At 54.5% G+C, this 20,846-nt stretch carries 22 protein-coding genes and 1 riboswitch; of the genes, 4 read left to right on the plus strand and 18 right to left on the minus strand.

What is annotated here, in order from left to right:
• The first annotated feature begins 197 nt into the window (after positions 1-197).
• Positions 198-1,637, plus strand: coding sequence for a GGDEF domain-containing protein (locus ACMV5I_RS16790; RefSeq protein WP_174333089.1), 1,440 nt, complete (start codon positions 198-200; stop codon positions 1,635-1,637).
• 4 nt (positions 1,638-1,641) lie between these two features.
• Here ACMV5I_RS16790 and ACMV5I_RS16795 read toward each other — a convergent pair whose 3' ends face one another.
• Positions 1,642-1,803 carry a YnfU family zinc-binding protein gene (locus tag ACMV5I_RS16795; protein ID WP_021180016.1) on the minus strand — a complete coding sequence of 54 codons (162 nt, stop codon included), beginning with the start codon at positions 1,801-1,803 and terminating at the stop codon, positions 1,642-1,644.
• A 73-nt stretch (positions 1,804-1,876) separates the two neighbouring features.
• The gene (locus ACMV5I_RS16800; RefSeq protein WP_021180015.1) at positions 1,877-2,359 is read right to left on the minus strand and encodes a cold-shock protein; all 483 of its coding nucleotides are present in this window, start codon (positions 2,357-2,359) and stop codon (positions 1,877-1,879) included.
• Between the two features lie 345 nt (positions 2,360-2,704).
• Here ACMV5I_RS16800 and cspE point away from each other — a divergent pair, with 345 nt between their 5' ends.
• Entirely contained in the window at positions 2,705-2,914 is a 210-nt protein-coding gene (gene cspE / locus ACMV5I_RS16805; RefSeq protein WP_002210315.1) for a transcription antiterminator/RNA stability regulator CspE, read from the plus strand.
• 248 nt (positions 2,915-3,162) lie between these two features.
• Here cspE and crcB read toward each other — a convergent pair whose 3' ends face one another.
• Together crcB and adrA are read right to left on the minus strand one after the other, a co-directional pair.
• Positions 3,163-3,546, minus strand: a complete 384-nt coding sequence (gene crcB, locus ACMV5I_RS16810; protein WP_024484953.1) for a fluoride efflux transporter CrcB — start codon at positions 3,544-3,546, stop codon at positions 3,163-3,165.
• Positions 3,547-3,618: 72 nt separating this feature from the next.
• Positions 3,619-3,682, minus strand: a riboswitch (Fluoride riboswitch).
• Positions 3,683-3,966: 284 nt separating this feature from the next.
• Positions 3,967-5,031: a diguanylate cyclase AdrA gene (adrA, locus tag ACMV5I_RS16815; RefSeq protein WP_414824874.1), complete on the minus strand. Its 1,065-nt coding sequence runs from the start codon at positions 5,029-5,031 to the stop codon at positions 3,967-3,969.
• Positions 5,032-5,250: 219 nt separating this feature from the next.
• Here adrA and tatA point away from each other — a divergent pair, with 219 nt between their 5' ends.
• On the plus strand, positions 5,251-5,457 hold the full coding sequence (tatA, locus tag ACMV5I_RS16820) for a Sec-independent protein translocase subunit TatA (protein WP_121606181.1): 207 nt from the start codon (positions 5,251-5,253) through the stop codon (positions 5,455-5,457).
• 96 nt (positions 5,458-5,553) lie between these two features.
• Here the strand turns inward: tatA and lipA are convergent, their stop codons facing one another.
• The 13 genes from lipA to leuS form a co-directional block, all read right to left on the minus strand.
• The gene (lipA, locus tag ACMV5I_RS16825; RefSeq protein WP_024483207.1) at positions 5,554-6,519 is read right to left on the minus strand and encodes a lipoyl synthase; all 966 of its coding nucleotides are present in this window, start codon (positions 6,517-6,519) and stop codon (positions 5,554-5,556) included.
• The gene (lipB, locus tag ACMV5I_RS16830; protein WP_024483206.1) at positions 6,512-7,180 is read right to left on the minus strand and encodes a lipoyl(octanoyl) transferase LipB; all 669 of its coding nucleotides are present in this window, start codon (positions 7,178-7,180) and stop codon (positions 6,512-6,514) included. Before lipB ends, lipA begins: the two co-directional genes overlap by 8 nt.
• Before the next feature lie 136 nt (positions 7,181-7,316).
• Positions 7,317-7,583, minus strand: a complete 267-nt coding sequence (gene ybeD / locus ACMV5I_RS16835) for a DUF493 family protein YbeD (protein ID WP_021180010.1) — start codon at positions 7,581-7,583, stop codon at positions 7,317-7,319.
• 102 nt (positions 7,584-7,685) lie between these two features.
• The gene (gene dacA, locus ACMV5I_RS16840; protein ID WP_065686399.1) at positions 7,686-8,897 is read right to left on the minus strand and encodes a D-alanyl-D-alanine carboxypeptidase DacA; all 1,212 of its coding nucleotides are present in this window, start codon (positions 8,895-8,897) and stop codon (positions 7,686-7,688) included.
• A 184-nt stretch (positions 8,898-9,081) separates the two neighbouring features.
• Positions 9,082-10,161 (minus strand): endolytic peptidoglycan transglycosylase RlpA, encoded by a 1,080-nt coding sequence (gene rlpA / locus ACMV5I_RS16845; protein ID WP_414824875.1) that lies wholly within the window; start codon positions 10,159-10,161, stop codon positions 9,082-9,084.
• Between the two features lie 10 nt (positions 10,162-10,171).
• The gene (gene mrdB / locus ACMV5I_RS16850; protein ID WP_021805334.1) at positions 10,172-11,284 is read right to left on the minus strand and encodes a peptidoglycan glycosyltransferase MrdB; all 1,113 of its coding nucleotides are present in this window, start codon (positions 11,282-11,284) and stop codon (positions 10,172-10,174) included.
• An 8-nt stretch (positions 11,285-11,292) separates the two neighbouring features.
• Positions 11,293-13,188, minus strand: a complete 1,896-nt coding sequence (gene mrdA / locus ACMV5I_RS16855; protein WP_046808103.1) for a peptidoglycan DD-transpeptidase MrdA — start codon at positions 13,186-13,188, stop codon at positions 11,293-11,295.
• Between the two features lie 38 nt (positions 13,189-13,226).
• Positions 13,227-13,697 (minus strand): 23S rRNA (pseudouridine(1915)-N(3))-methyltransferase RlmH, encoded by a 471-nt coding sequence (rlmH, locus tag ACMV5I_RS16860; RefSeq protein WP_414824876.1) that lies wholly within the window; start codon positions 13,695-13,697, stop codon positions 13,227-13,229.
• A 3-nt stretch (positions 13,698-13,700) separates the two neighbouring features.
• The gene (gene rsfS / locus ACMV5I_RS16865) at positions 13,701-14,018 is read right to left on the minus strand and encodes a ribosome silencing factor (protein ID WP_021180005.1); all 318 of its coding nucleotides are present in this window, start codon (positions 14,016-14,018) and stop codon (positions 13,701-13,703) included.
• A gap of 183 nt (positions 14,019-14,201) precedes the next feature.
• Positions 14,202-14,864: a nicotinate-nucleotide adenylyltransferase gene (nadD, locus tag ACMV5I_RS16870; RefSeq protein WP_121606184.1), complete on the minus strand. Its 663-nt coding sequence runs from the start codon at positions 14,862-14,864 to the stop codon at positions 14,202-14,204.
• Entirely contained in the window at positions 14,854-15,888 is a 1,035-nt protein-coding gene (holA, locus tag ACMV5I_RS16875) for a DNA polymerase III subunit delta (RefSeq protein ID WP_414824877.1), read from the minus strand. Before holA ends, nadD begins: the two co-directional genes overlap by 11 nt.
• Complete coding sequence (gene lptE, locus ACMV5I_RS16880; RefSeq protein WP_024483201.1) at positions 15,885-16,448, minus strand: LPS assembly lipoprotein LptE; 564 nt, start codon at positions 16,446-16,448, stop codon at positions 15,885-15,887. Before lptE ends, holA begins: the two co-directional genes overlap by 4 nt.
• Before the next feature lie 14 nt (positions 16,449-16,462).
• Positions 16,463-19,045 carry a leucine--tRNA ligase gene (leuS, locus tag ACMV5I_RS16885; RefSeq protein WP_414824878.1) on the minus strand — a complete coding sequence of 861 codons (2,583 nt, stop codon included), beginning with the start codon at positions 19,043-19,045 and terminating at the stop codon, positions 16,463-16,465.
• A gap of 517 nt (positions 19,046-19,562) precedes the next feature.
• Here leuS and ACMV5I_RS16890 point away from each other — a divergent pair.
• The gene (locus ACMV5I_RS16890; RefSeq protein ID WP_121606186.1) at positions 19,563-20,045 is read left to right on the plus strand and encodes a zinc ribbon-containing protein; all 483 of its coding nucleotides are present in this window, start codon (positions 19,563-19,565) and stop codon (positions 20,043-20,045) included.
• A 53-nt stretch (positions 20,046-20,098) separates the two neighbouring features.
• On the opposite strand, the gene ACMV5I_RS16895 is transcribed toward ACMV5I_RS16890, so the two are convergent.
• On the minus strand, positions 20,099-20,494 hold the full coding sequence (locus ACMV5I_RS16895) for a hypothetical protein (RefSeq protein WP_121606187.1): 396 nt from the start codon (positions 20,492-20,494) through the stop codon (positions 20,099-20,101).
• Positions 20,495-20,846: the final 352 nt, after the last annotated feature.

Genomic DNA, 20,846 nt, shown 5'->3' on the forward strand with positions numbered 1-20,846 from the left:
ACCATGTTCGTTAAAAGGATGAGTCCAGCGAACAGGGTTTTACATTGTCAGCGGCGAATTAAACTAATAAGACACGATAGGGTTTTTGATTGATTTAATTGACCATTTTAATGGGCGTTGTGGTTCATTGTTACTTTTTTGGGGAAAGAAAGCATGCTTATAGTCAGTGTTGTTATTATTGCCTCGCAGGTTATTTCATGAGCGTAGAAAGACAGCGTTTGCCAGCGACGGTTCTGCTGGTCAATGTATTTTTATTGGCCTACCTGCTTTCCTTGTTTGGCATCTTCACCCGCCCGTTAGGGTCACTCTCTCTGTTTTGGCCGGTGAATGCTATTTTGCTTGGCTTGATGCTGCGTAAACCTGGCTATGCGACGATGTTGGGATGGATTGGCACCTATCTTGGCATGATTGCTGCCGATTTCAGCGCCGGCGAAAACTGGCCACTGGCACTTTGGCTAAATGCCTGCAATATGGCGCTGATTGCCACTGGCTATGCCGTGATGTCAATGCTGCCCAAGTCTCAACGGCGTATGGGCAAGCCCCAGGCGATTTTGTATATGTTTACCGCCTGTCTGCTTGGGGCCGCGCTATCGGCAACGCTGTCAGTGTTGCGCACTGACAGTCAATACAACAATACGCTGATCATTGCCTGGATGTCCTGGTTTAGCGAACAGTTCTCGACCAACCTGTTAATCCTGCCGGTGGTGCTGGCCGCGCCACGCTTAAAGCAATTGCTGAGCCTGCAGTTTGGCTGGCAATTGCGTTCCAGCCTGCCTTTGCTGGCGTTGTTGCTTTCGTTGGCGCTTAGCGTGTATATCGGTGGGCCTGGCGCGATAGCCTTCCCCATCCCCGCACTGCTATGGTGCGCCGTGCGTTATCATTTATTTACCGTCACCTTGCTGACGTTTCTCACCGGCGTGACGGAGATTGTCAGCATTTCTGCCAATCTGATGCTGTATGAAACGCCGGGAGCGCGAGGGGCGGTCATGGACAGCCTGATGTCAGCACGTTTGGGGATTGCCATGTTGGTGATGGGGCCGCTTATTTTGTCCAGCTCGATTGCCGTTAGCCGTAAACTGCTGCGCCGGCTGGAGCACAGTGCGAACCACGACTTCCTTACCGGGACACTGGCGCGTAGTGCTTTAACGCGCAAAGGCAGGGAAATGCTGGAACAGAAGCAGCGCACGAAGGAGGCGGTGTCGCTGTTGTTAATCGATATCGATCATTTCAAACTGATCAACGATACCCATGGTCATGCCATCGGTGACCACGTCCTGGCGGCATTCGCCCATATTTTGCGACGTGAGCTGCGCCACGACCAGCTATTCGGTCGTCTGGGGGGGGAAGAATTTGCCATTATGCTGCCGCGAGCGCTGGGGACGCAGGCGGTGGCCCTGGGGGAACATTTGCGCCGGCGGATAGAAAGTGCCGAACTGAACCCGAACGGCAAAGCGCCATTACGGATCACGATTAGTGTGGGCGTGGCGAGTTTGGCAATGAATGAGGATAAATCACTGGAACAGTTGATGAATATGGCGGACATTGCGCTTTATCGCGCCAAGTCCCAAGGCCGCAACTGCGTCGAATCGTTTAACATGGTCAGCGGTAACAGCCTCAACCATGTCATATTCAAATAGCGTTTCAGCCCTGCTTTGGTGCGAATTGCGTGCCGCAGTTGGGGCAAATCAAGGTGCTGAGTTTACGCAGTTTTGAACATTGCTGTTCGGTAACATAAGCACACTTTGGGCAGGCAATTTGAGTGGTGCGGTTATTGTAACCTTTAACGCTGGTGGATTCAGACATATCGCGTACCTGTGTCAGGTGAAAACCCACGCTAACACAGGTGCCATTAAATAGCTTTGATTGTTTTCAGGGGCTATAGGGTCTTCAACGCCTGCACGGTTTCATCGATATCGATTTCATGCTCAGAGAAGACGTGAGTCGCGTTCTGGAAGGTGGTGATTGACAGCATACGCAGCGTTTCCGTGGCGGTCTGTGGCGCTTCGGCTACTTGCGGACGGATACGGTTCATCAGCAAACCAACGGACAACACGGTGTTCTCTTTATCGACCTCCACCTTAACCGGCACTTCTTTGGTGAAGGTATCGAAGGACTTGATGCTGGAGATTTTGATTCTCTCGTTGGCGATGGTGATGTACTTGCTTGGTGCCTGTACCTTTACCGCATAGGCCGAGGGCCCTTTGGTATTGTTGGTTGGCTCAAAGGTTACCAGCGCATTTTTCTTAATCAGCTCTGGGTTTTGCACTTTAATCACGTGAAAATAACGATTTTCCCCGTTCTCGTCGGTGATAAAACCGAAGCCTTTGTCTTCAAAAAAAGTCGTTATCTTGCCGTTCATGGTCATTCTCATCAGGTCGTTCGTAACAGCGCTAATGATAACGCGTAATGCCTTGCAGTGACAGGGGGCGGTGTTTCATCAGTAAGACGAAAACCTAAAAACTGCGGGTTGAGGGGCAATAATGGGCCACAGAGGTGTTTAATCGGTCACTCAACGGTTTTTTGGCTGATTGGGCTGCCTCGGACATCTCTGGTAACTGAGGACATCAATTTACATGGCAAATAACCGACTTTTTCACTTTTTATCGATTTTATGTGATCTGTGTTGTGGACAAAATCCCGTCTAATTGCTGTACTGTATTGGACACACATTTTGTGTCTTACATTCACGTTAAAGGTAAGTTTGATGTCTAAGATTAAAGGTAGCGTTAAGTGGTTTAATGAATCTAAAGGTTTCGGTTTCATTACTCCAGAAGATGGTAGCAAGGACGTTTTCGTTCACTTCTCTGCCATCGCTAGCAATGGTTTCAAAACTCTTGCTGAAGGCCAGCGTGTAGAATTTGAAATCACGAACGGTGCCAAAGGGCCATCTGCTGCTAACGTTATCGCTATCTAAGCTACAGTAGCCAAAATTGTTAAAACCCGCTCCATGAGCGGGTTTTTTATGCTTTTTTTTCAGGCCGGGAGCAGTTAAGGGAACAGGTAAACCTTGATGAAGGCCAGGACGATCAGCACGCACGTCAGGGTGACAATCCATTCAGTAGTGGTTTTTGGCAGGTTAAACATTCAATTCCTCACTCAGCACAGGTTACTGAGCGAGGATTATCCCGATGGCAGATTAAGAAAACATTAAGCCCCGAGATTTCATTGGCCGTAGAACGCTCTGACCAGCATAAAGGCCAACAGCGTCATCGCCAGCGAACCCGCCAGGTTGAGCAGCATATTGGTGATAGCCCAGACAACGCGCCCATCCTGCAACAGATAAACCACTTCGAGCGAGAAAGTAGAGAAGGTAGTCAACCCGCCGCAAAATCCGGTAGTGATCAGCAGCTTCCAAACCGGATCAATGTGTGTCATACGGATAAACAGCGCCAGTGCCAGCCCGATGATAAACCCCCCTACCAGGTTTACGGTCAAAGTGCCCAATGGAATATGCGGATGTAGAGGGTTGAGCTTCAGGCTCACTGCCCAGCGCAATACGCTACCCAAACCACCGCCAATAAACACAGCCAGTAAAGAACTCCACATGGTGATAAACCCTATCTAAAGATGGAAGATGCTCAGAAAGGTTCAGGCAAGCGCCTACGCACCTTTCTGAGAGGTTACGTAGACATCATCAGCCTGTGAAAGGCGGTTATGGAGGAATGTCATCTCCGTTTGTTGGCACGAAGTAATCGCGCGGGGCAGATTTTACACCTTGTCGCTGTGGTTTTGCTAGCTGGATGGGTATTGCTAACAATTCTGCCATCGCTGTTCCCCCTCACCCCAACCCTCTCCCCAAAAAGGAGAGGGAGCCAGTCCGGTGTTGTGGTCCGGCGCAGGAGCTAATCTGTGGCACGTCCGGTCCCCTCTCCCTGTGGGAGGGCTAGGGTGAGGGGAGCTGACGAACACTTGATTACGCTAGCAACTTATTCACCCATCAAGTTATTAGCTTAATAAACTGGTGGGCTAGCATTGATGCTCGGCGAGTTCCTGCCGGTTGCGGCCATTATTTTTTGCCCGATACAGTGCGATATCGGCAGCCTTCAACCACTCCTGGTAGCCGGGCATCTCGGGCTGGTAATCGGCGATCCCTGCGCTGATATTCAGCTTTAACCCAGGGGCTTCACGGAAGACGACCTCGTTCAGGCGCTCCTGAATGCGGTGGAGCGCCAGGCTGGCCTGTTCGGCACTGGTATTGGGCAACACCGCGCCGAATTCATCACCGCCGTAGCGGCCAACGATATCCATCGCCCGCAGCCCCAGCACTAACTCTTCCGCCAGCACGATCAGCGCCTCATCCCCCAGCCCATGGCCAAAGGTGTCGTTGATGGCTTTGAAATGGTCAATATCCATCAGGATCAGCGTCGCCGTATGATTATAGCGCCGGCAGCTATCAAACTCATTGTGCAGCAGGTGTTCCCAATGGCGGCGGTTAAACACGCCGGTCAAGCCATCACGCGTGCTGATGCGTAATAGTTCCTGTTGCTTTTCTGCCAGCCGCTTGGCGGTTTGGTAGGTCACGTAGCCTAGGAAGACTGGGTAGACGAAGATCATCGGCAGACACAGATAAACCTGCAGCGGCGTGGATTGTGGCGTAAACGGGAAGCCGAGTATCACACTGGTAACCAGCGCCCCGATAATTTGCGCCATCAGCCCTTTGAAATACAGAGACGGCCCTCCGGAAGCGATATTGTTCATCCCCATCATCGACAGGATCACCACGGCGGGGAGCGCGTTGAAACCCATAATGGCGACCCACATCCCACCTAGCAGTGCATCGATGAGCAGGTTGCGGATCTCGGTGGCGTAGGGGGCTTCGCTGCGGATAGACCACTGATAAGCGATATGTGGCCAGATAAAGCCATTTACTGCCAGCAAGATCCACACGCCAACCGGCTGGTGCTCTGGATAGAGCGCCGTAAGTACGCACAAGAAACCAATCCCCAGGCCGACAATACGTGGCAGGTAGAGACGCCTGGCGAAGTTGAGACCTGCACGCCGGGTGTTAATAGCCGATGGAGCTGTAGGCATCCCATGTTTCCCTGTGATGAATTATGCAGCCGACCTGGAGCCGGAAAAAAGCGAATAGCCAAGAATATGCCCTATAATCTAAGCATAGAACATCTCGGGTAGATCTCACCTTGTTACAACTGGTTGTTGTTATAGCCGAAAGAAAGTCGCTAAATACCTATAGACAAAGTTTGTTCCCGCGCTGCGTCCTGCAGCCATAAATGAATAAAGAAGGTGATTATGGAAGGTATCAGTATTACCAAGCTGCTGGTAATTGCGGTGTTGATCGTGTTGCTGTTCGGCACCAGCAAACTGCGTACTCTGGGCGCGGATCTGGGGGCTGCGCTGAAAGGCTTTAAAAAAGCGGTGGGCGACGACACCCCTCCTGCTCAGAATACGGCTGAAACGCCTACCGCGCAGCAGAGCGTCGAAAAGAAAGACATTTAACCGCCTCTGCCGTTGAGCCATAAAAAAACGGATGCCGTAAGGACATCCGTTTTTTGGCGTTAATCGCGGGTGAAGCGTAACAAAAGATTACCGCGGTTACTTCACTTCCAGCCCTTTGGCCTGCAAGTCCGCATGATAGGACGAACGCACAAACGGGCCGCAGGCAGCATGGGTAAAGCCCATTGCCATCGCTTCTTCTTTCATTTCGTCAAACTCCGCCGGGCTGACATAGCGCTGCACTGGCAGATGGTGACGGCTTGGCTGCAGATATTGCCCCAGCGTCAGCATGGTTACGCCATGACGGCGCAGATCGCGCATCACTTCCACGATTTCCGCGTTGGTTTCACCCAAACCCACCATCAGACCGGATTTGGTCGGGATCGATGGGTGAGCTTCCTTAAAGCGCTCCAGCAACTTCAATGACCACTCGTAATTAGCCCCTGGGCGTACCTGGCGATAAACACGCGGCACGTTTTCCAGGTTATGGTTAAACACGTCTGGCGGCGTAGCGGTAAGGATTTCCAGCGCACGATCCATACGGCCACGGAAGTCTGGCACCAGGGTTTCGATCTTGATGTTCGGGCTCTTGGCACGGATGGCGGTAATGCAGTCGGCAAAGTGCTGTGCGCCACCGTCACGTAAGTCGTCACGGTCAACCGAAGTGATCACCACATAGCGCAATGCCATGTCGGCAATGGTTTGCCCCAGCTTTTCCGGCTCGTTGGCATCGGGAGCCACCGGGCGGCCATGGGCTACGTCGCAGAATGGGCAACGGCGGGTACAGATGGCCCCCAGGATCATGAAGGTGGCGGTACCGTGGTTAAAGCATTCAGACAGGTTCGGGCATGACGCCTCTTCGCAGACCGAATGCAGGCCATTTTTGCGCATCGCGGCCTTGATGCCTTGAATGCGCGTAGAGTCGGCAGGGAGCTTGATCTTCATCCACTCGGGTTTGCGTAACAGCTCTTGGCGTTCGGTGGCCACCGTTTTTACCGGGATTAACGCCATTTTGTCTGCATCGCGGTATTTGACGCCGCGTTCCATCTGAATCGGTTTACTCATAATCGTGCAGGTTCCAGTTACGAAGCTCGACCGTCTGATAGCCGAGTAAATGAACAAATTCCTGTACCAGAATGGGATGCACATCGGCAATCCCGACACCTGGTGCCAGCGCGCTGACCTGTGTCATCTGCATTCCGGCATAACCGCAGGGGTTGATGCGTTGGAAAGGGGTGAGATCCATGGCGACATTCAGGGCCAGGCCATGAAATGAGCTACCTTTGCGGATCCGCAAACCTAATGAACAAATCTTTTGTTCGCCCACGTACACGCCGGGCGCATCCGGGCGGGCGCGTGATTCGATCTTGAAATGGGCGAGGGTATTAATAACGGTCTCTTCCAAGGCCGTGACGAGTTGGCGAACACCTACTTTATTGCGTTTCAGATCCACCATTACGTACAGCACCTGCTGGCCTGGGCCATGATAGGTGACCTGGCCGCCGCGATCGCTCTGGATCACCGGGATATCGCCTGGCATCAGCAGATGTTCTGCCTTACCGGCCTGGCCTTGGGTGAACACGGCTTGATGCTGCACCAGCCACAATTCATCGAGCGTGGACTCATCGCGGTGATTGGTGAAGCTGTGCATGGCTTGGGATACAGGCTCATAGGGCTGCAACCCTAGCTGACGGAGAATGATCTTATTGTGTTGCAAGCGGGGCATCGTCAGGTTACAGAAGTGGTAAAAAACATTATACCGGGCGCTCTGGCCCGCGACCAGCATTTATCCCTGGCGAACCAGAGCAACCCGGACAGCGCTTGTGCTGAACCAGGTTGGCTGGCAGGGAGTTATGCTGTAATTACAGCACCATACGGACAATTTCAATATTGCCCAACTCTTCATACAACGTTTCCACCTGATCGATATGGGTGGCGGTGATGGTGATGGAAACGGAGTGGTAGTTGCCTTTGCTGCTCGGTTTGACCTGCGGGTTGTAATCTCCTGGAGCATGGCGTTGCACCACTTCAACCACCTGGTCTACCAGCTCGGGGTGTGCCAGGCCCATTACCTTGTAGGTAAAGGTACAGGGGAATTCGAGCAGTTCGTTCAGTTTAGTCTTTTGCATGTGGGTGCGCTCCAGCTGTGGCGGATCTCTAAATTATAACTCCCGCCGGGGCGGGAGTTAGTGTTAATTGTTATATGGGGCCGAACTCAGCCGATTCAAGGGTTAGCCGAACCAGTGATGGAACATCAGGCGGATATAATCCACGATGCGGCCGAAGAAGCCACCTTCTTTCACTTCGTTCAGCACTACCAACGGGCGCTGATCGATGGTCTTGCCATCCAGCTGGAAATTGATGGTGCCAACCACTTGGTTTTTGGCCAGCGGAGCATGAATTTCCGGGGTGTTCAGCACGTAGCTGGCTTTCAAATCTTTCATCCGGCCGCGTGGGATGGTCAGGTAGGCATCTTTGTCTACGCCCAGCTCGACGCGATCGGCATCACCGAACCAAACCGGTTCAGAAGCGAACTCTTTGCCTGCTTTCAGCGGCGCGACGGTTTCAAAGAAGCGGAAGCCCCAGGTCAGCAGTTTTTTGCTTTCGGTTTCGCGGCCTTTGTAGGTACGGCCACCCAGCACGGCGGAGATCAGACGCATCTGGCCTTCCGTCGCTGAAGCTACCAGGTTATAACCCGCCGAATTGGTATGGCCGGTTTTAATCCCATCGACGTTCAGGCTGGTATCCCACAGCAGACCGTTACGGTTCAGCTGACGGATATTGTTGAAGGTGAACTCTTTTTCTTTATAGATAGCGTATTCGTCTGGCACATCGCGGATCAGCGCCTGGCCGATCAACGCCATATCACGCGCCGAGCTGAACTGGCCTTCCGCATCCAGGCCGTGCACGGTTTGGAAGTGGGTGTTTTGCAGGCCGAGCTGTTTGACGTAGGTATTCATCAGGTTAACGAATGCGTCCTGGCTACCCGCGACGTAGTCCGCCATGGCGACACAGGCATCGTTACCGGATTGCAGGTTGATACCACGAGTCAGCTTGGAAACCGGCACGCGGTCGCCCGGCTTGAGGAACATCAGCGAGGAACCTTTGAACACCGGGTTGCCGGTGGCCCAGGCGTCCTGACCTACGGTGACCATATCGTCCTGGCCAATCTTGCCGGATTTCAGCGCCTGGCCGATGACGTAGCTGGTCATCATTTTGGTCAGGCTGGCAGGGTCGCGGCGTGCGTCGGCGTTCGATTCCGCCAACACTTTGCCGGAGTTGTAATCAATCAGGATGTAGGCTTCAGCATCAATCTGCGGCACACCTGGGATCATGGTTTTAATATTAACGTCGTCTGCGTGGGCAACTGACGCTGCGCTGAGCGCGATGGCAGTGCCAAGCGTGAGGCTTTTGATTAAGCGAAAAGAGGTTACCTGTTTCATGATCGGGACTACAACATCCGTAAAAGTTAAGTTAAAAAACGAGTCACACTATAGCAGACGGGGCCCCGGCAGGCATTAGCCATTCGGCCGACAGTAGGGGGTTTACACAGATTTACCTGAAAGAAAATGTTTCAGATAAGTCAACGACCTGCTGTCGGCGGCATCGGCCTGCCGAGTTTCACGACTAGGGTGCGGCAGTGATAAAGGACTGTTGTTGTGCCTCAGTGGCCAGACGCTGTTGCAACTGTGCGGCCTGTTGACGATTGCTGAACGGGCCAAGCTGCACGCGGTAGACGGCGCCGTTGGCGGCGACCTTACCAGGAACGCCGAACTGCTGGCTCAGTTGCTGTTGCCAGCTTTGCGCACGCTCGGCATTACTCAGGGCACCTACCTGAACGACATAGCTACCGCTGGCACTGGTTGCAGATGCGGTGGCCGCAACCGGGGCTGCAGTTGGCGCGCTGATGACCGGCTGGGGTTCTGACCCTTCCAAAACGCCTGGGGCTAACGGCTGCGGCGCACCAAGGAAACCACCGCTACGGCCAGTGGAGGCGGCAGGGGTAGTGCTGCTGTCGTTGTAGTTCATGCTGCCGTTGTCAATCGCTTGTGCGGCAGGGGCGGCAACCGGTGCCGATTGCTGCATCGGTGTATCCATACCGCTGCCGGAACTGAGATCCGGGCGTGGAGGCAGGGCGTAGCTCTGTTTGGCGACGACGGTACCCACGGTCCCAGGGCCGCTCAACGTGCCGTCCGGAGCAACCTTGATAAAGTCGACTTTCACCTTGGTGTTGCTGGACAGGTTGAGGCGATCGGCGGCAGCTTTGGACAGATCGATAATCCGGCCAGAGGTATAAGGGCCGCGATCGTTCACGCGTACCACCAGTTGACGGCCATTGGCCAGGTTGGTGACGCGTACATAGCTAGGAATAGGCAAGGTGGGATGAGCAGCGGTCAGCGCATTGGGATCGAACTGCTCACCAATAGCGGTAGTGTTGCCGTTGGCTTCTTCGCCGTACCAGGCTGCCAGGCCGGTTTGCGAGAAGTTCTGCGGATCTTGCACGATGCGATAAGTGTCGCCATTAACCTTATAATCCTGCAGGGTGCCAGGGTTATAGGGTTCATAGTGAGGCTCCACGCCGCCGATCTCGGTCACCGGCCCGTTGTAGGCTTGTTGCACCGGAGCCTGTGTTTCTTCCGTCGTGGTACAGGCGGAAAGTAATACCGCAGCAGCAACCGCGCCGACCCAAAGCCATTCCTTACGCATTGCACACCTCTTATAGATTTTTAGACAACATTTTCCGATGCGTGTGGATCGACATCACGATGCCGAACCCAGCCATGAGTACGATCAGCGCCGAACCCCCGTAACTGACCAAAGGCAAAGGTACGCCAACTACCGGTAAAATGCCACTGACCATACCAATGTTAACAAACACATAGACGAACAGGATCAGCATCAGCCCACCGACCATTACGCGGCCAAAGGTGGTCTGTGCCCGGGCGGCGATCATCAGCCCGCGGATAATCACCAGCAGATACAGCACCAGCAGCACCAGCACGCCGATCAGGCCAAGTTCTTCTGCCAACACCGCGAAGATAAAGTCGGTGTGGCGTTCCGGCAGAAATTCCAACTGGGACTGGGTGCCGTGCAGCCAGCCTTTACCCGACAGGCCGCCAGAGCCGATGGCGATTTTCGATTGAATAATATGGTAACCAGCCCCTAACGGATCGCTTTCCGGATCGAGCAGCATCATCACGCGGTCACGCTGATAGCCGTGCATCAGGAAGAACCACAACACCGGGATAAAGGCGGCCAGCGCTACGGCAGCCACGGCGATCAGCTTCCAGCTCATCCCCGACAGGAACAGCACAAACAGGCCTGAGGCTGCGATCAGGATCGAGGTGCCCAGATCGGGCTGTGCGGCAACCAGCAAGGTGGGCAGGAAGATCAGCACCAGCGCGATGCCGGTATTCTTCAGCGAAGGCGGGCACACGTCACGGTTCATAAAGCGTGCCACCATCAGCGGCACGGCGATCTTGGCGATTTCCGAAGGCTGGAAGCGCACAAAGCCCAGATCCAGCCAGCGCTGTGCGCCTTTACTGATTTGGCCAAAGGCATCCACCAGGATCAGCAATATCACGCAGAAAATATACAGGTAGGGTGCCCAGCTTTCATAAACCCGTGGCGGGATTTGCGCCATCACGCCCATCACGATCAGCCCCATCAGGATCTGGCCGATTTTGCGCTCCATCATGCCCATATCCTGGCCGCTGGCGCTCCACATCACCACGGCGCTGTAGATCAGCAAGGCCAGAATAAACAGCAGGAATGTCGGGTCGATATGGATTTTGGTCCAGATAGAGCCCTTTTGTTGGCTTTCAGTCATGTTCTACCTTAATCACCTTCTATACCTGGCGGCAGCGGTTCTGCATCCGGTAATTGCGTATTGTTGTCGCCCAGCAGGATATGGTCGAGGATCTGGCGGGTAATGGTGCCTACCGCCGGGCCTGAACCGCCGTTCTCCAAAATGATGGCCACTGACACCGTTGGGTTATCAAATGGGGCAAAGGCGGTCATCAATTTATGGTCCCGCAGATGTTCTGCGAGCTTATGGGCGTTATAGGTTTCATAGCCGAATACCTGCGCGGTACCCGATTTTGCCGCGGCTTTATACGGCGTTCCTGCAAAGAACTTGCGCGCCGTGCCGTTAGGCCGGTTGGCAACGCCGTACATGCCGTCTTTGGCTATTTCCCAGAAGCCTGAATGGATATCGCCGATCTGCTTGCTCTCTTTTTGCTTGAACGGCACCAACACGCCGTTGATCTTGGTACTTTGCAGCAGATGCGGATCTTTGACGTTGCCGTCGTTAATCAGGGTGTTCAGCGCCTTGGACATCTGGATCGGCGTAGCGGTCCAGTAGCCCTGGCCGATGCCCACCGGAATGGTGTCGCCCTGATACCACGGTTTCTTGTAACGTTTGAATTTCCAGTCGCGCGTTGGCATCAGGCCTGAACGCTCTTCGGAAAGATCGATACCGGTATATTCGCCGTAGCCGAATTTGGTCAGCCAGGTGGACAGGCGATCGATTCCCATGTCGTACGCTACCTGATAGAAGTAGGTATCCGCAGATTCTTCCAGCGCTTTGGTGACGTTGAGGCGGCCATGGCCCCATTTTTTCCAGTCGCGGAAGCGTTTCTCTGACCCAGGCAATTGCCACCAGCCCGGATCGAACACGACGGTATTTTTGGTGATCACCCCGGCACTGAGAGCGGAAACGGCAATATAGGGTTTAACCGTGGAGGCTGGAGGGTATACCCCTTGGGTGGCACGGTTGATCAGCGGGCGGTTCGGATCGTTGAGCAGCCCCTGATAATCCTTGTTGGAGATACCATCAACAAACAGGTTGGGATCGTAGCTTGGGTTGGAAACCATCGCCAAAATTCCCCCGGTACGCGGATCGCTGACCACCACGGCGGCACGGCTGCCCACCAGCAACTGCTCGATATAGCGTTGCAGGTTGAGATCCAGCGTCAGATAAACGTCTTTACCGGCGGAAGGCGGTTGTTCATGCAATTGGCGGATCACCCGGCCACGGTTGTTGACTTCAACCTCTTCATAGCCGGTTTTGCCATGCAGAACATCTTCATAGTAACGTTCGATACCCAGCTTGCCGATATCATGGGTGGCGGCATAGTTGCGTAGCTGGCCGTCTTTGTCCAGGCGCTCGAGGTCGCGGTCGTTAATTTTTGACACGTAACCGATCACGTGGGTGAGGGCAGACCCATAAGGATAATAGCGACGTTGATAGCCTTTGACTTCCGCACCAGGGAAGCGGAATTGATTGACGGCAAAACGGGCCACCTGCACTTCGGTCAGCGGGGTTTTCACCGGGATCGAGACGAAACGGCGCGAGCGCTTGCGCTCTTTTTCAAAGTTGGCGATATCGTCGTCGGTGAGATCGACCACCGGGCGCAAGGCATCCAGCGTGGCTTTCAGATCGTCCACCTTCTCCGGCATCAGTTCCAACTGGTAAATGGTGCGGTTAAGCGCCAGCGGCGTGCCGTTGCGATCGTAAATTATGCCGCGGCTGGGGGCGATAGGCAGCAGCTTGATGCGGTTTTCATTGGAGCGGGTGCGGTAATCTTCAAAACGCACGATTTGCAGATTATACAGATTGGCAATCAGGATGCCTGTCAGCACCAGAATGATAAAAAACGCCACCACGGCGCGGCGTACAAACAGGGCGGACTCGGCCGTATAGTCGCGAAAAGGGTTACGTTCTATTTTCATCCCGCTGCTTTTTTTCACTCTGTTACTGTCACCACCGGTTACTCCCGGTGGTAAGGATGATTTGTAGTAATACTCCAGGCGCGGTAGAGGCTCTCTGCCACCAAAACACGCACTAAAGGATGCGGTAACGTTAACGGGGAAAGCGACCAGTTTTGCTCCGCGGCGGCTTTACAGGCCGGAGCCAGCCCCTCAGGGCCGCCAATCAACAGGCTGACGTTGCGGCCATCCTGTTTCCAGCGTTCGAGCTGTTGTGCCAACTGGGGCGTTTCCCACGGGGTACCTGGGATATCCAACGTAACGATGCGGTTACCTTTGCCCACCGCTGCCAGCATCTGCTCGCCTTCCTTTTCCAGAATGCGTTTGATATCCGCATTCTTGCCGCGTTTGCCCGCCGGGATCTCGGTCAGTTCAAACGGCATATCTTTCGGAAAGCGATGCAGGTAATCCATAAAGCCGGTCTGCACCCAGTCGGGCATTTTGGTGCCGACTGCAACCAATTGCAGTTTCACCGCTTAACCCCAGAGCTTTTCCAGTTCGTACAATTGGCGACTTTCTTCCTGCATCACGTGCACGATCACTTCGCCCAGATCGACCACTACCCAATCGGAAACGGCCTGGCCTTTCATGCCATACAGTTCCATACCGGCATCGCGGGCTTCTTGCACGACGTGTTCGGCAATCGACATCACATGGCGGCTGGAAGTGCCGGTACAGATGATCATGCAGTCGGTGATGCTGGATTTGCCCTGAACATCCAGAGCGACAATATCCTGGCCTTTCATGTCATCAATTTTATCGATAACGAAATCTTGGAGCGCTTTACCTTGCAAAGGTTCCCCCTCGGGTTGTTCTGTTCATCAGGAGGCTGAGGGCAACTGCCCAAAGTCACTGGCCTGAATCGTGATGGTTTCGGCAGGATGCCGCTGAAAGCCTGCTGGTTTTGCCCAGCTAGCCAAGATCCTTGGGGTTTTCAGCGGATACCTGAAAAATAGCGGCGCAGTATAGCATGCGGCCTATCGATATAAACCCTGTAACTCGATATAACGCTGCACCGGGCGCGGCAGCAAATCGTCACAGCTGATGCCTTGGTGACGGCGCTGGCGTATCTCGGTGGCGGATATCTCCAGTAATGGGGTATCAGCCAGGTAGATAAACCCGTGCGGCTGGCGGCTGAGCAGGGCGGCATCGGTGATCTGGTGCTGTTCCAGCCAGCGTTGCAGCTCTGGCGTATCCATCTGCTGGTTATAACCCGGGCGCGCCAGCACCAACAGGTGGCAGAAGTGCAACAGGTCTTGCCAGCGATGCCATTTGTGCAGGCTCAGCAGTGAATCCTGGCCAATAATAAACGCCAGAGGCGCTGCGGCGCCACGTTCTTTACGAATCGTTTCGAAAGTCTCGATGGTGTAAGACGCGGTGGTGCGGTGCAATTCGCGATCGTCCACGGCAAATAACGGATTACCGGCGATGGCCAGGTTGACCATGGCTAGCCGCTGCTGCGCGTTGGCCTCCGGCTGTGGCCGATGAGGAGGCACATGGTTGGGCAACAACGTGACCTTCTCAAGGCCGACCTCTTCAGCCAAGGCCGCCACCGGGCGCAGATGGCCGTAGTGGATTGGGTCAAAGGTGCCACCGAAAAAGGCGTGCAGGGTATGCGGCTGTTGCGGGCTAGTAGGCATCGGTGACACTCGTCGCCAGAGGTTTGCCGCAAAGCAGCATCGACAGGGTTTCCAGCTCCGGCCAAACCGACTGGCCGTAGTCTTTCTTGAGGGTGAGCTCAATTTGCGCCAACAGGTGCACCGCCTGCCGCAATTGTTGACCCGACAGGCGTTGCAGAGCCTGAGTGATCAGGCTGCGGCGGTTTTGCCAGACCTTGAGCTGATCGAATAGCGTACGCAGTGGGGTGTGCGCCATGCGGCGTTGCAGGTTCAGCAACATCAGCAGTTCCCGTTGCAGGGTGCGCAGCAAGATCACTGGCTCGACATCCTCTTGCTGGAGTTGCCGCAAGATATGCCAGGCACGTTTGCTTTTGCCTGCCAGTAGGGCATCCAGCCAGTGGAACGGGCTGAAGTGGGCAGCATCGTTTACCGCCTGCTCTACACGGGGCAGCGTCAGTTTACCATCGGGGTGCAGCAACGAAAGTCGTTCCAACGCCTGCGAAAGTGCCAGCAGGTTGCCTTCATAGCAGTAACACAGTAGTTGATTGGCTGCGTCATCGAGCTCCAACTGCATGGATTTGGCTCGCTGGGCGACCCAGCGCGGCAGCTGTGCCTGTTCCGGCGTTTGGCAACTGACCATAACGCCATTAGCGCTGAGTGCCTTGAACCAGGCGCTGTTCTCCTGGGCTTTGGTCAGGCGCGGGCCGCGCAGTACCAACAGGATATCGTCATGCAGCAAAGCCGCCAGCTTGACCAGTTGCTCGCCGATCGGGGCCGTTGGGCCGTTCTCGGGGAAAATCAGCAGCAGGGTTTGCCGGCTGGCAAACAGGCTCATGGCCTGGCAGATGCTAAAGATGGCATCCCAGTCGGTATGGACATCCAGGGAAATGCTGTAATGCTCGGTGAACTCTTGCTGTTGGGCGGCCTGGCGGATCAGATCCTGGCTTTCCTGCAGCAACAAGGGTTCATTACCGCTCAATAAATAACAAGCGCGCAGCCCCTCTCGGAGCTGCGCGGCAAGTTGTTCAGGATAAAGACGGATCATTGTGCTGGGGTACTGGCCGCTTTTTCACCAGCGATAGCGGCTTTTTCTTGCGTTTCTTGCACCGCCGCGTGTACTGCCAGCATCTTACGCAGAATTTGCTGGGCAGCCTGCTCACGCATTTCCTGCATGATGATGTCCTGCTCGGAGTCTTTGGCCAACGCAGTCAACGGGTTATCAAAGAACGAACGGAACACTTTGACGTTGATCGGGTAAATATCATGCCCCGGGATCAGCACCTGAGCCTGCACCGTCATCACCAATTGATACTCCGCCGTTTTACCATCCTGGAAGATCGAAACCGTATCCTGGCTTTGCGTCGAATTGACGATGCGCAGTGACGGGACTTCCTTGTGGGCCGGATCGTATTTGACCACGGTAGCCCCGCTTAGACGCAATTGCTCGCGCACGGCACGGGTCAGTGGGCCAAAGGGATCGTAGCTGTCCAGGATCAGCGTATGCAATTCTGTGGGCACCTGCGCGGTGCCGCGCAGATGAAAACCGCAGCCGGCGGTGACAAGCACCGCCAACCCCAGCAACAACGTCAGAATACGAAGTCGCACAAAGCCTCCTTGAGTTAACCCACAACCAGGTTAAGCAATTTGCCTGGAACATAGATCACTTTACGTACCGTGACCCCTTCCAGATATTTGGCCACCAGATGGTCCTGGGCGGCGCGCTCACGTACTTGTTCTTCGGTGGCATCGGCTGGCACGGTGACTTTTGCCCGCACCTTGCCGTTAACCTGTACCACTACCAGTTTGGAATCTTCCACCATTGCGGCTTCGTCTGCCACTGGCCATGGCGCAGTGTCTACGTCGCCTTCGGCGTTCAACGCCTGCCACAGGGTGAAACAGACGTGTGGCGTGAACGGATACAGCATACGTACCACGGCCAGCAAGGCTTCTTGCAGCAGCGCGCGATCCTGTTCACTTTCCTGCGGCGCACGGCCCAGCTTGTTCATCAGCTCCATCACGGCGGCGATGGCGGTGTTGAAGGTCTGGCGGCGGCCGATATCGTCGGTCACTTTGGCGATGGTTTTGTGCACGTCGCGGCGCAGGGCTTTCTGATCTTCATTGAGCTCGCTGACGTTCAGTGGCTGAACGGCTCCTTGCCCAACGTGGTCGTAAGCCAGCTTCCAGACGCGCTTGAGGAAGCGGTTTGCCCCTTCAACGCCAGATTCTTGCCATTCCAGCGTCATTTCTGCTGGGGAAGCAAACATCATAAACAGACGCACGGTATCCGCGCCGTATTTTTCTACCATCACCTGCGGGTCGATGCCGTTGTTCTTCGACTTCGACATTTTGCTCATGCCAGCATAGACCAGTTCGCGGCCTTCAGGATCGGTTGCTTTGACAATGCGGCCTTTCTCGTCACGTTCGACGTTGGCATCAACCGGGGATACCCAGACGCGTTCGCCGCTGGTGCCGGTGTAGTAGAAGGCATCGGCCAACACCATGCCTTGGCACAGCAGGCGTTTGGCAGGCTCGTCTGAATCGACCAGGCCAGCGTCGCGCATCAGCTTGTGGAAGAAGCGGAAATACATCAGGTGCATGATGGCGTGTTCGATCCCGCCAACATATTGATCGACCGGCAGCCAGTAGTTGGCCGCAGCCGGATCCAGCATGCCTTTATCGTACTGCGGGCAGGTGTAGCGCGCGTAGTACCAGGAAGATTCCATAAAGGTGTCGAAGGTGTCGGTTTCACGCAGCGCTGGCTGGCCGTTAACGGTGGTTTTTGCCCACTCGGGATCGGCTTTGATCGGGCTGGTGATGCCGTCCATTACGACATCTTCCGGCAGGATCACCGGCAGTTGGTCTTCTGGCGTTGGCATTACGGTGCCGTCTTCCAGGGTGACCATTGGGATTGGAGCACCCCAGTAGCGCTGGCGGGACACGCCCCAGTCGCGCAGACGGTAGTTCACCTTGCGCTGGCCGACGCCTTTGGCCACCAGCTTGTCGGCGATGGCGTTAAAGCCCGCCAGGTGATCCAGGCCGTCGAATTCGCCGGAGTTGAACAGGGTGCCTTTTTCGGTCATCGCTTCGGCGCTGACGTCTGGCTTGCTGCCGTCCAGATTCAAAATGACCGGTTTGATCTGCAGATCGTATTTGGTGGCGAACTCCCAGTCACGCTGATCGTGGCCAGGGACGGCCATTACCGCACCGGTGCCGTATTCCATCAGGACGAAGTTGGCTACCCAGATTGGCAGTTTCTCACCACTCAACGGATGAATGGCAAACAGGCCGGTGGCCATGCCTTTCTTCTCCATGGTGGCCATTTCGGCTTCGGCAACCTTGGTGTTGCGGCATTCGTCGATGAAGTCTGTCAGCGCCGGGTTGTTGACCGCGCCCTGCTGTGCCAGCGGGTGACCTGCGGCAACGGCGACATAGGTAGCACCCATAAAGGTGTCTGGGCGGGTGGTGTAAACGGTGACTTTCTCAGCGCTGTCGGCAACGTCGAAGGTGATTTCTACCCCTTCGGAACGGCCAATCCAGTTGCGCTGCATGGTTTTCACCTGCTCTGGCCAGCTTTCCAGCGTGTCCAGGTCGTTGAGCAGTTGATCGGCGTAATCGGTGATTTTAATAAACCACTGTGGGATCTCTTTACGCTCAACCTTGGTATCACAGCGCCAGCAGCAGCCGTCGATCACCTGTTCGTTGGCCAGTACGGTCAGATCGTGTGGGCACCAGTTCACCGCCGAGGTCTTCTTGTAGACCATGCCTTTTTCGTACAGCTTGGTGAAGAACCACTGTTCCCAACGGTAGTAGTCAGGATCGCAGGTAGCGATCTCGCGGTCCCAGTCATAGCCGAAGCCCAGCAGTTTCAGCTGGTTCTTCATATATTCGATGTTGTCGTAGGTCCAAGGGGCCGGTGCGGTTTTGTTTTTTACCGCCGCGCCTTCGGCTGGCAGGCCAAACGCATCCCAGCCAATCGGCTGTAGCACGTTTTTGCCCAGCATGCGCTGGTAGCGGGAGATCACGTCGCCAATGGTGTAGTTCCGAACATGACCCATGTGCAGACGACCAGAAGGGTATGGCAGCATGGATAGGCAGTAATACTTTTCCTTGCTGGCGTCTTCGGTAACCTTGAAAGTTTGCTTCTCTTGCCAGTGAAGCTGTACGTTCGATTCTATCTCTTCGGGGCGGTATTGCTCTTGCATGGCGGCCGATGGTCCTGTAGGTGTGTAACAGCTACATCCGTAGCATTCTGTGAGTATCTTTAGATCTGCATAGCATAGCTGATAAGACCTGCCAGCAACAACACCAAGCGGCCCGACTCGACGTATTAAAAAAATATCTGTGCCATGATGTGACTCACAATGTGTCAAAACCTCACCTAGCCAAGCCACATCAGTGATTTACGACTAAAATAATTACGGATAGGCTGTGTTTCTCAATTGGGCGTGGTGCCGTCGCAGACACAAAAGCCCGTTATCAAGGCGGAGGGGGAAGGGCATAGTGGGTCTACGTTCAAGCCCGACAACGCAGAGAACGGGTTTTTGGGGCGCGACCCTTTGGGCTGGGGTTCATTTGAGCATGCTGGTACGGTACTCATATTTAGCTCATCAAACCTCATGTCATGTGCTCAAATGACCGCCAGCGGCCCATGGACAATTGAGGGACACAGCCTAATTTTAGGGGAGAAGTCCTGTCGCAGTAGTTCATCGAGGAGAAGCTATGAACAAGGTTGCTCAGTATTACCGCGAGTTGGTGACGTCGCTGACGGAACGTTTAAAGAGCGGTGAGCGTGACATTGACCAATTGGTCGCCAGCGCCGAGAAACGTTTGAACGAGGTGGAGGAGCTCAGCCGTACGGAAGTGGAGCAGTTGACCCGTGCGGTGCGCCGCGATCTGGAAGAGTTCGCCCGCAGCTATGAAGAGAGCCGGGAGGAATTCACCGACAGCGTATTTATGCGCGTGATTAAAGAAAGCCTGTGGCAGGAACTGGCGGATATCACCGATAAAACCCAGTTGGAGTGGCGTGAGGTGTTTAAAGATGTCAGCCATCACGGCGTCTACCACAGCGGCGAGGTGGTCGGACTGGGCAATCTGGTGTGTGAGAAATGCCATCATCATCTGGCTTTCTATACCCCGGAAGTGCTGCCTTTGTGCCCGAAGTGCGGTCACGATCAGTTCCAACGCCGGCCGTTTGAGCCTTAATGCGATTTCCCCTCATGTTGCATGAGGGGAATTTACAGCTTATTGAGAAAGCATCACTGGCAGTGAGTTTCTTGGGTGTCGTTTTGTACCAAAGCCACCGCATCTTCTGTCAGAGCGATATTGGTGCCGTCAGCCAGACACAATATCGCATTGGAGAGTTCAGTATCCCCTTTTGCAAAGTCCATAACGGCAGTAGCGCTAGCTTTTTCACCCTCTAAGGTAACCAGATAGTGCTCGCAACCATCCTGACACTGTGGCAGGGCCGAAAACTGACTCAGACCGAGTTCTTCTATGGTCACTTCGCCTAGATGTTCTTTGACGATGCTGTTTTGGTTAAAAGCTAGTGTGGCATCCTGCTTAAGTTCATACCGGACCCAAAAAAACAGTGCAGCGGCCACAATAACGACGGCTAGCAAGCCGATCAGTAACTTGCGAAAATATCCTTTCATTCGTCTCTCCCTGTATCATTGTGGCTGCATTGTCTTGTTTTATCGGACAAAAGTAAACCAGTCCGGGGTTATGGCGCTATGTCGAGATAAAGCCTTGGCGGTTGATATGGGCTAGCACCTTGACGTCGGCGTGATGCATGCGGTGAGTAGCTGATTGTGACGGTACTACAGCTGGGGATTATGCAGAACGCCGACACGCCGTGAACCCGTCCATGGGGGCTCGCAATCGCGCATATATGGACGCTCCCGATAACGCCAGTGTTTTCTTGAAAAAGGTGAACAGGTATTGCAGGCATATATTCGGTTTCTTTCTGGGTCTTTACGACCCGAACCATGATGAAATCCGCCAGGT

The sequence above is a fragment of the Serratia sp. T13T92 genome, from assembly GCF_047530105.1.
In the GTDB taxonomy this organism is placed as follows: Bacteria; Pseudomonadota; Gammaproteobacteria; order Enterobacterales; family Enterobacteriaceae; genus Chania; species Chania fonticola.

Excerpts from the sequence above, each read along its gene's own strand:
- ACMV5I_RS16790 (WP_174333089.1), top strand. The coding sequence starts at position 198 with ATGAGCGTAGAAAGACAGCGTTTGCCAGCGACGGTTCTGCTGGTCAAT.
- ACMV5I_RS16795 (WP_021180016.1), bottom strand. The coding sequence starts at position 1,803 with ATGTCTGAATCCACCAGCGTTAAAGGTTACAATAACCGCACCACTCAA.
- ACMV5I_RS16800 (WP_021180015.1), bottom strand. The coding sequence starts at position 2,359 with ATGAACGGCAAGATAACGACTTTTTTTGAAGACAAAGGCTTCGGTTTT.
- cspE (WP_002210315.1), top strand. The coding sequence starts at position 2,705 with ATGTCTAAGATTAAAGGTAGCGTTAAGTGGTTTAATGAATCTAAAGGT.
- crcB (WP_024484953.1), bottom strand. The coding sequence starts at position 3,546 with ATGTGGAGTTCTTTACTGGCTGTGTTTATTGGCGGTGGTTTGGGTAGC.
- adrA (WP_414824874.1), bottom strand. The coding sequence starts at position 5,031 with ATGCCTACAGCTCCATCGGCTATTAACACCCGGCGTGCAGGTCTCAAC.
- tatA (WP_121606181.1), top strand. The coding sequence starts at position 5,251 with ATGGAAGGTATCAGTATTACCAAGCTGCTGGTAATTGCGGTGTTGATC.
- lipA (WP_024483207.1), bottom strand. The coding sequence starts at position 6,519 with ATGAGTAAACCGATTCAGATGGAACGCGGCGTCAAATACCGCGATGCA.
- lipB (WP_024483206.1), bottom strand. The coding sequence starts at position 7,180 with ATGCCCCGCTTGCAACACAATAAGATCATTCTCCGTCAGCTAGGGTTG.
- ybeD (WP_021180010.1), bottom strand. The coding sequence starts at position 7,583 with ATGCAAAAGACTAAACTGAACGAACTGCTCGAATTCCCCTGTACCTTT.
- dacA (WP_065686399.1), bottom strand. The coding sequence starts at position 8,897 with ATGAAACAGGTAACCTCTTTTCGCTTAATCAAAAGCCTCACGCTTGGC.
- rlpA (WP_414824875.1), bottom strand. The coding sequence starts at position 10,161 with ATGCGTAAGGAATGGCTTTGGGTCGGCGCGGTTGCTGCTGCGGTATTA.
- mrdB (WP_021805334.1), bottom strand. The coding sequence starts at position 11,284 with ATGACTGAAAGCCAACAAAAGGGCTCTATCTGGACCAAAATCCATATC.
- mrdA (WP_046808103.1), bottom strand. The coding sequence starts at position 13,188 with ATGAAAATAGAACGTAACCCTTTTCGCGACTATACGGCCGAGTCCGCC.
- nadD (WP_121606184.1), bottom strand. The coding sequence starts at position 14,864 with ATGCCTACTAGCCCGCAACAGCCGCATACCCTGCACGCCTTTTTCGGT.
- holA (WP_414824877.1), bottom strand. The coding sequence starts at position 15,888 with ATGATCCGTCTTTATCCTGAACAACTTGCCGCGCAGCTCCGAGAGGGG.
- leuS (WP_414824878.1), bottom strand. The coding sequence starts at position 19,045 with ATGCAAGAGCAATACCGCCCCGAAGAGATAGAATCGAACGTACAGCTT.
- ACMV5I_RS16890 (WP_121606186.1), top strand. The coding sequence starts at position 19,563 with ATGAACAAGGTTGCTCAGTATTACCGCGAGTTGGTGACGTCGCTGACG.
- ACMV5I_RS16895 (WP_121606187.1), bottom strand. The coding sequence starts at position 20,494 with ATGAAAGGATATTTTCGCAAGTTACTGATCGGCTTGCTAGCCGTCGTT.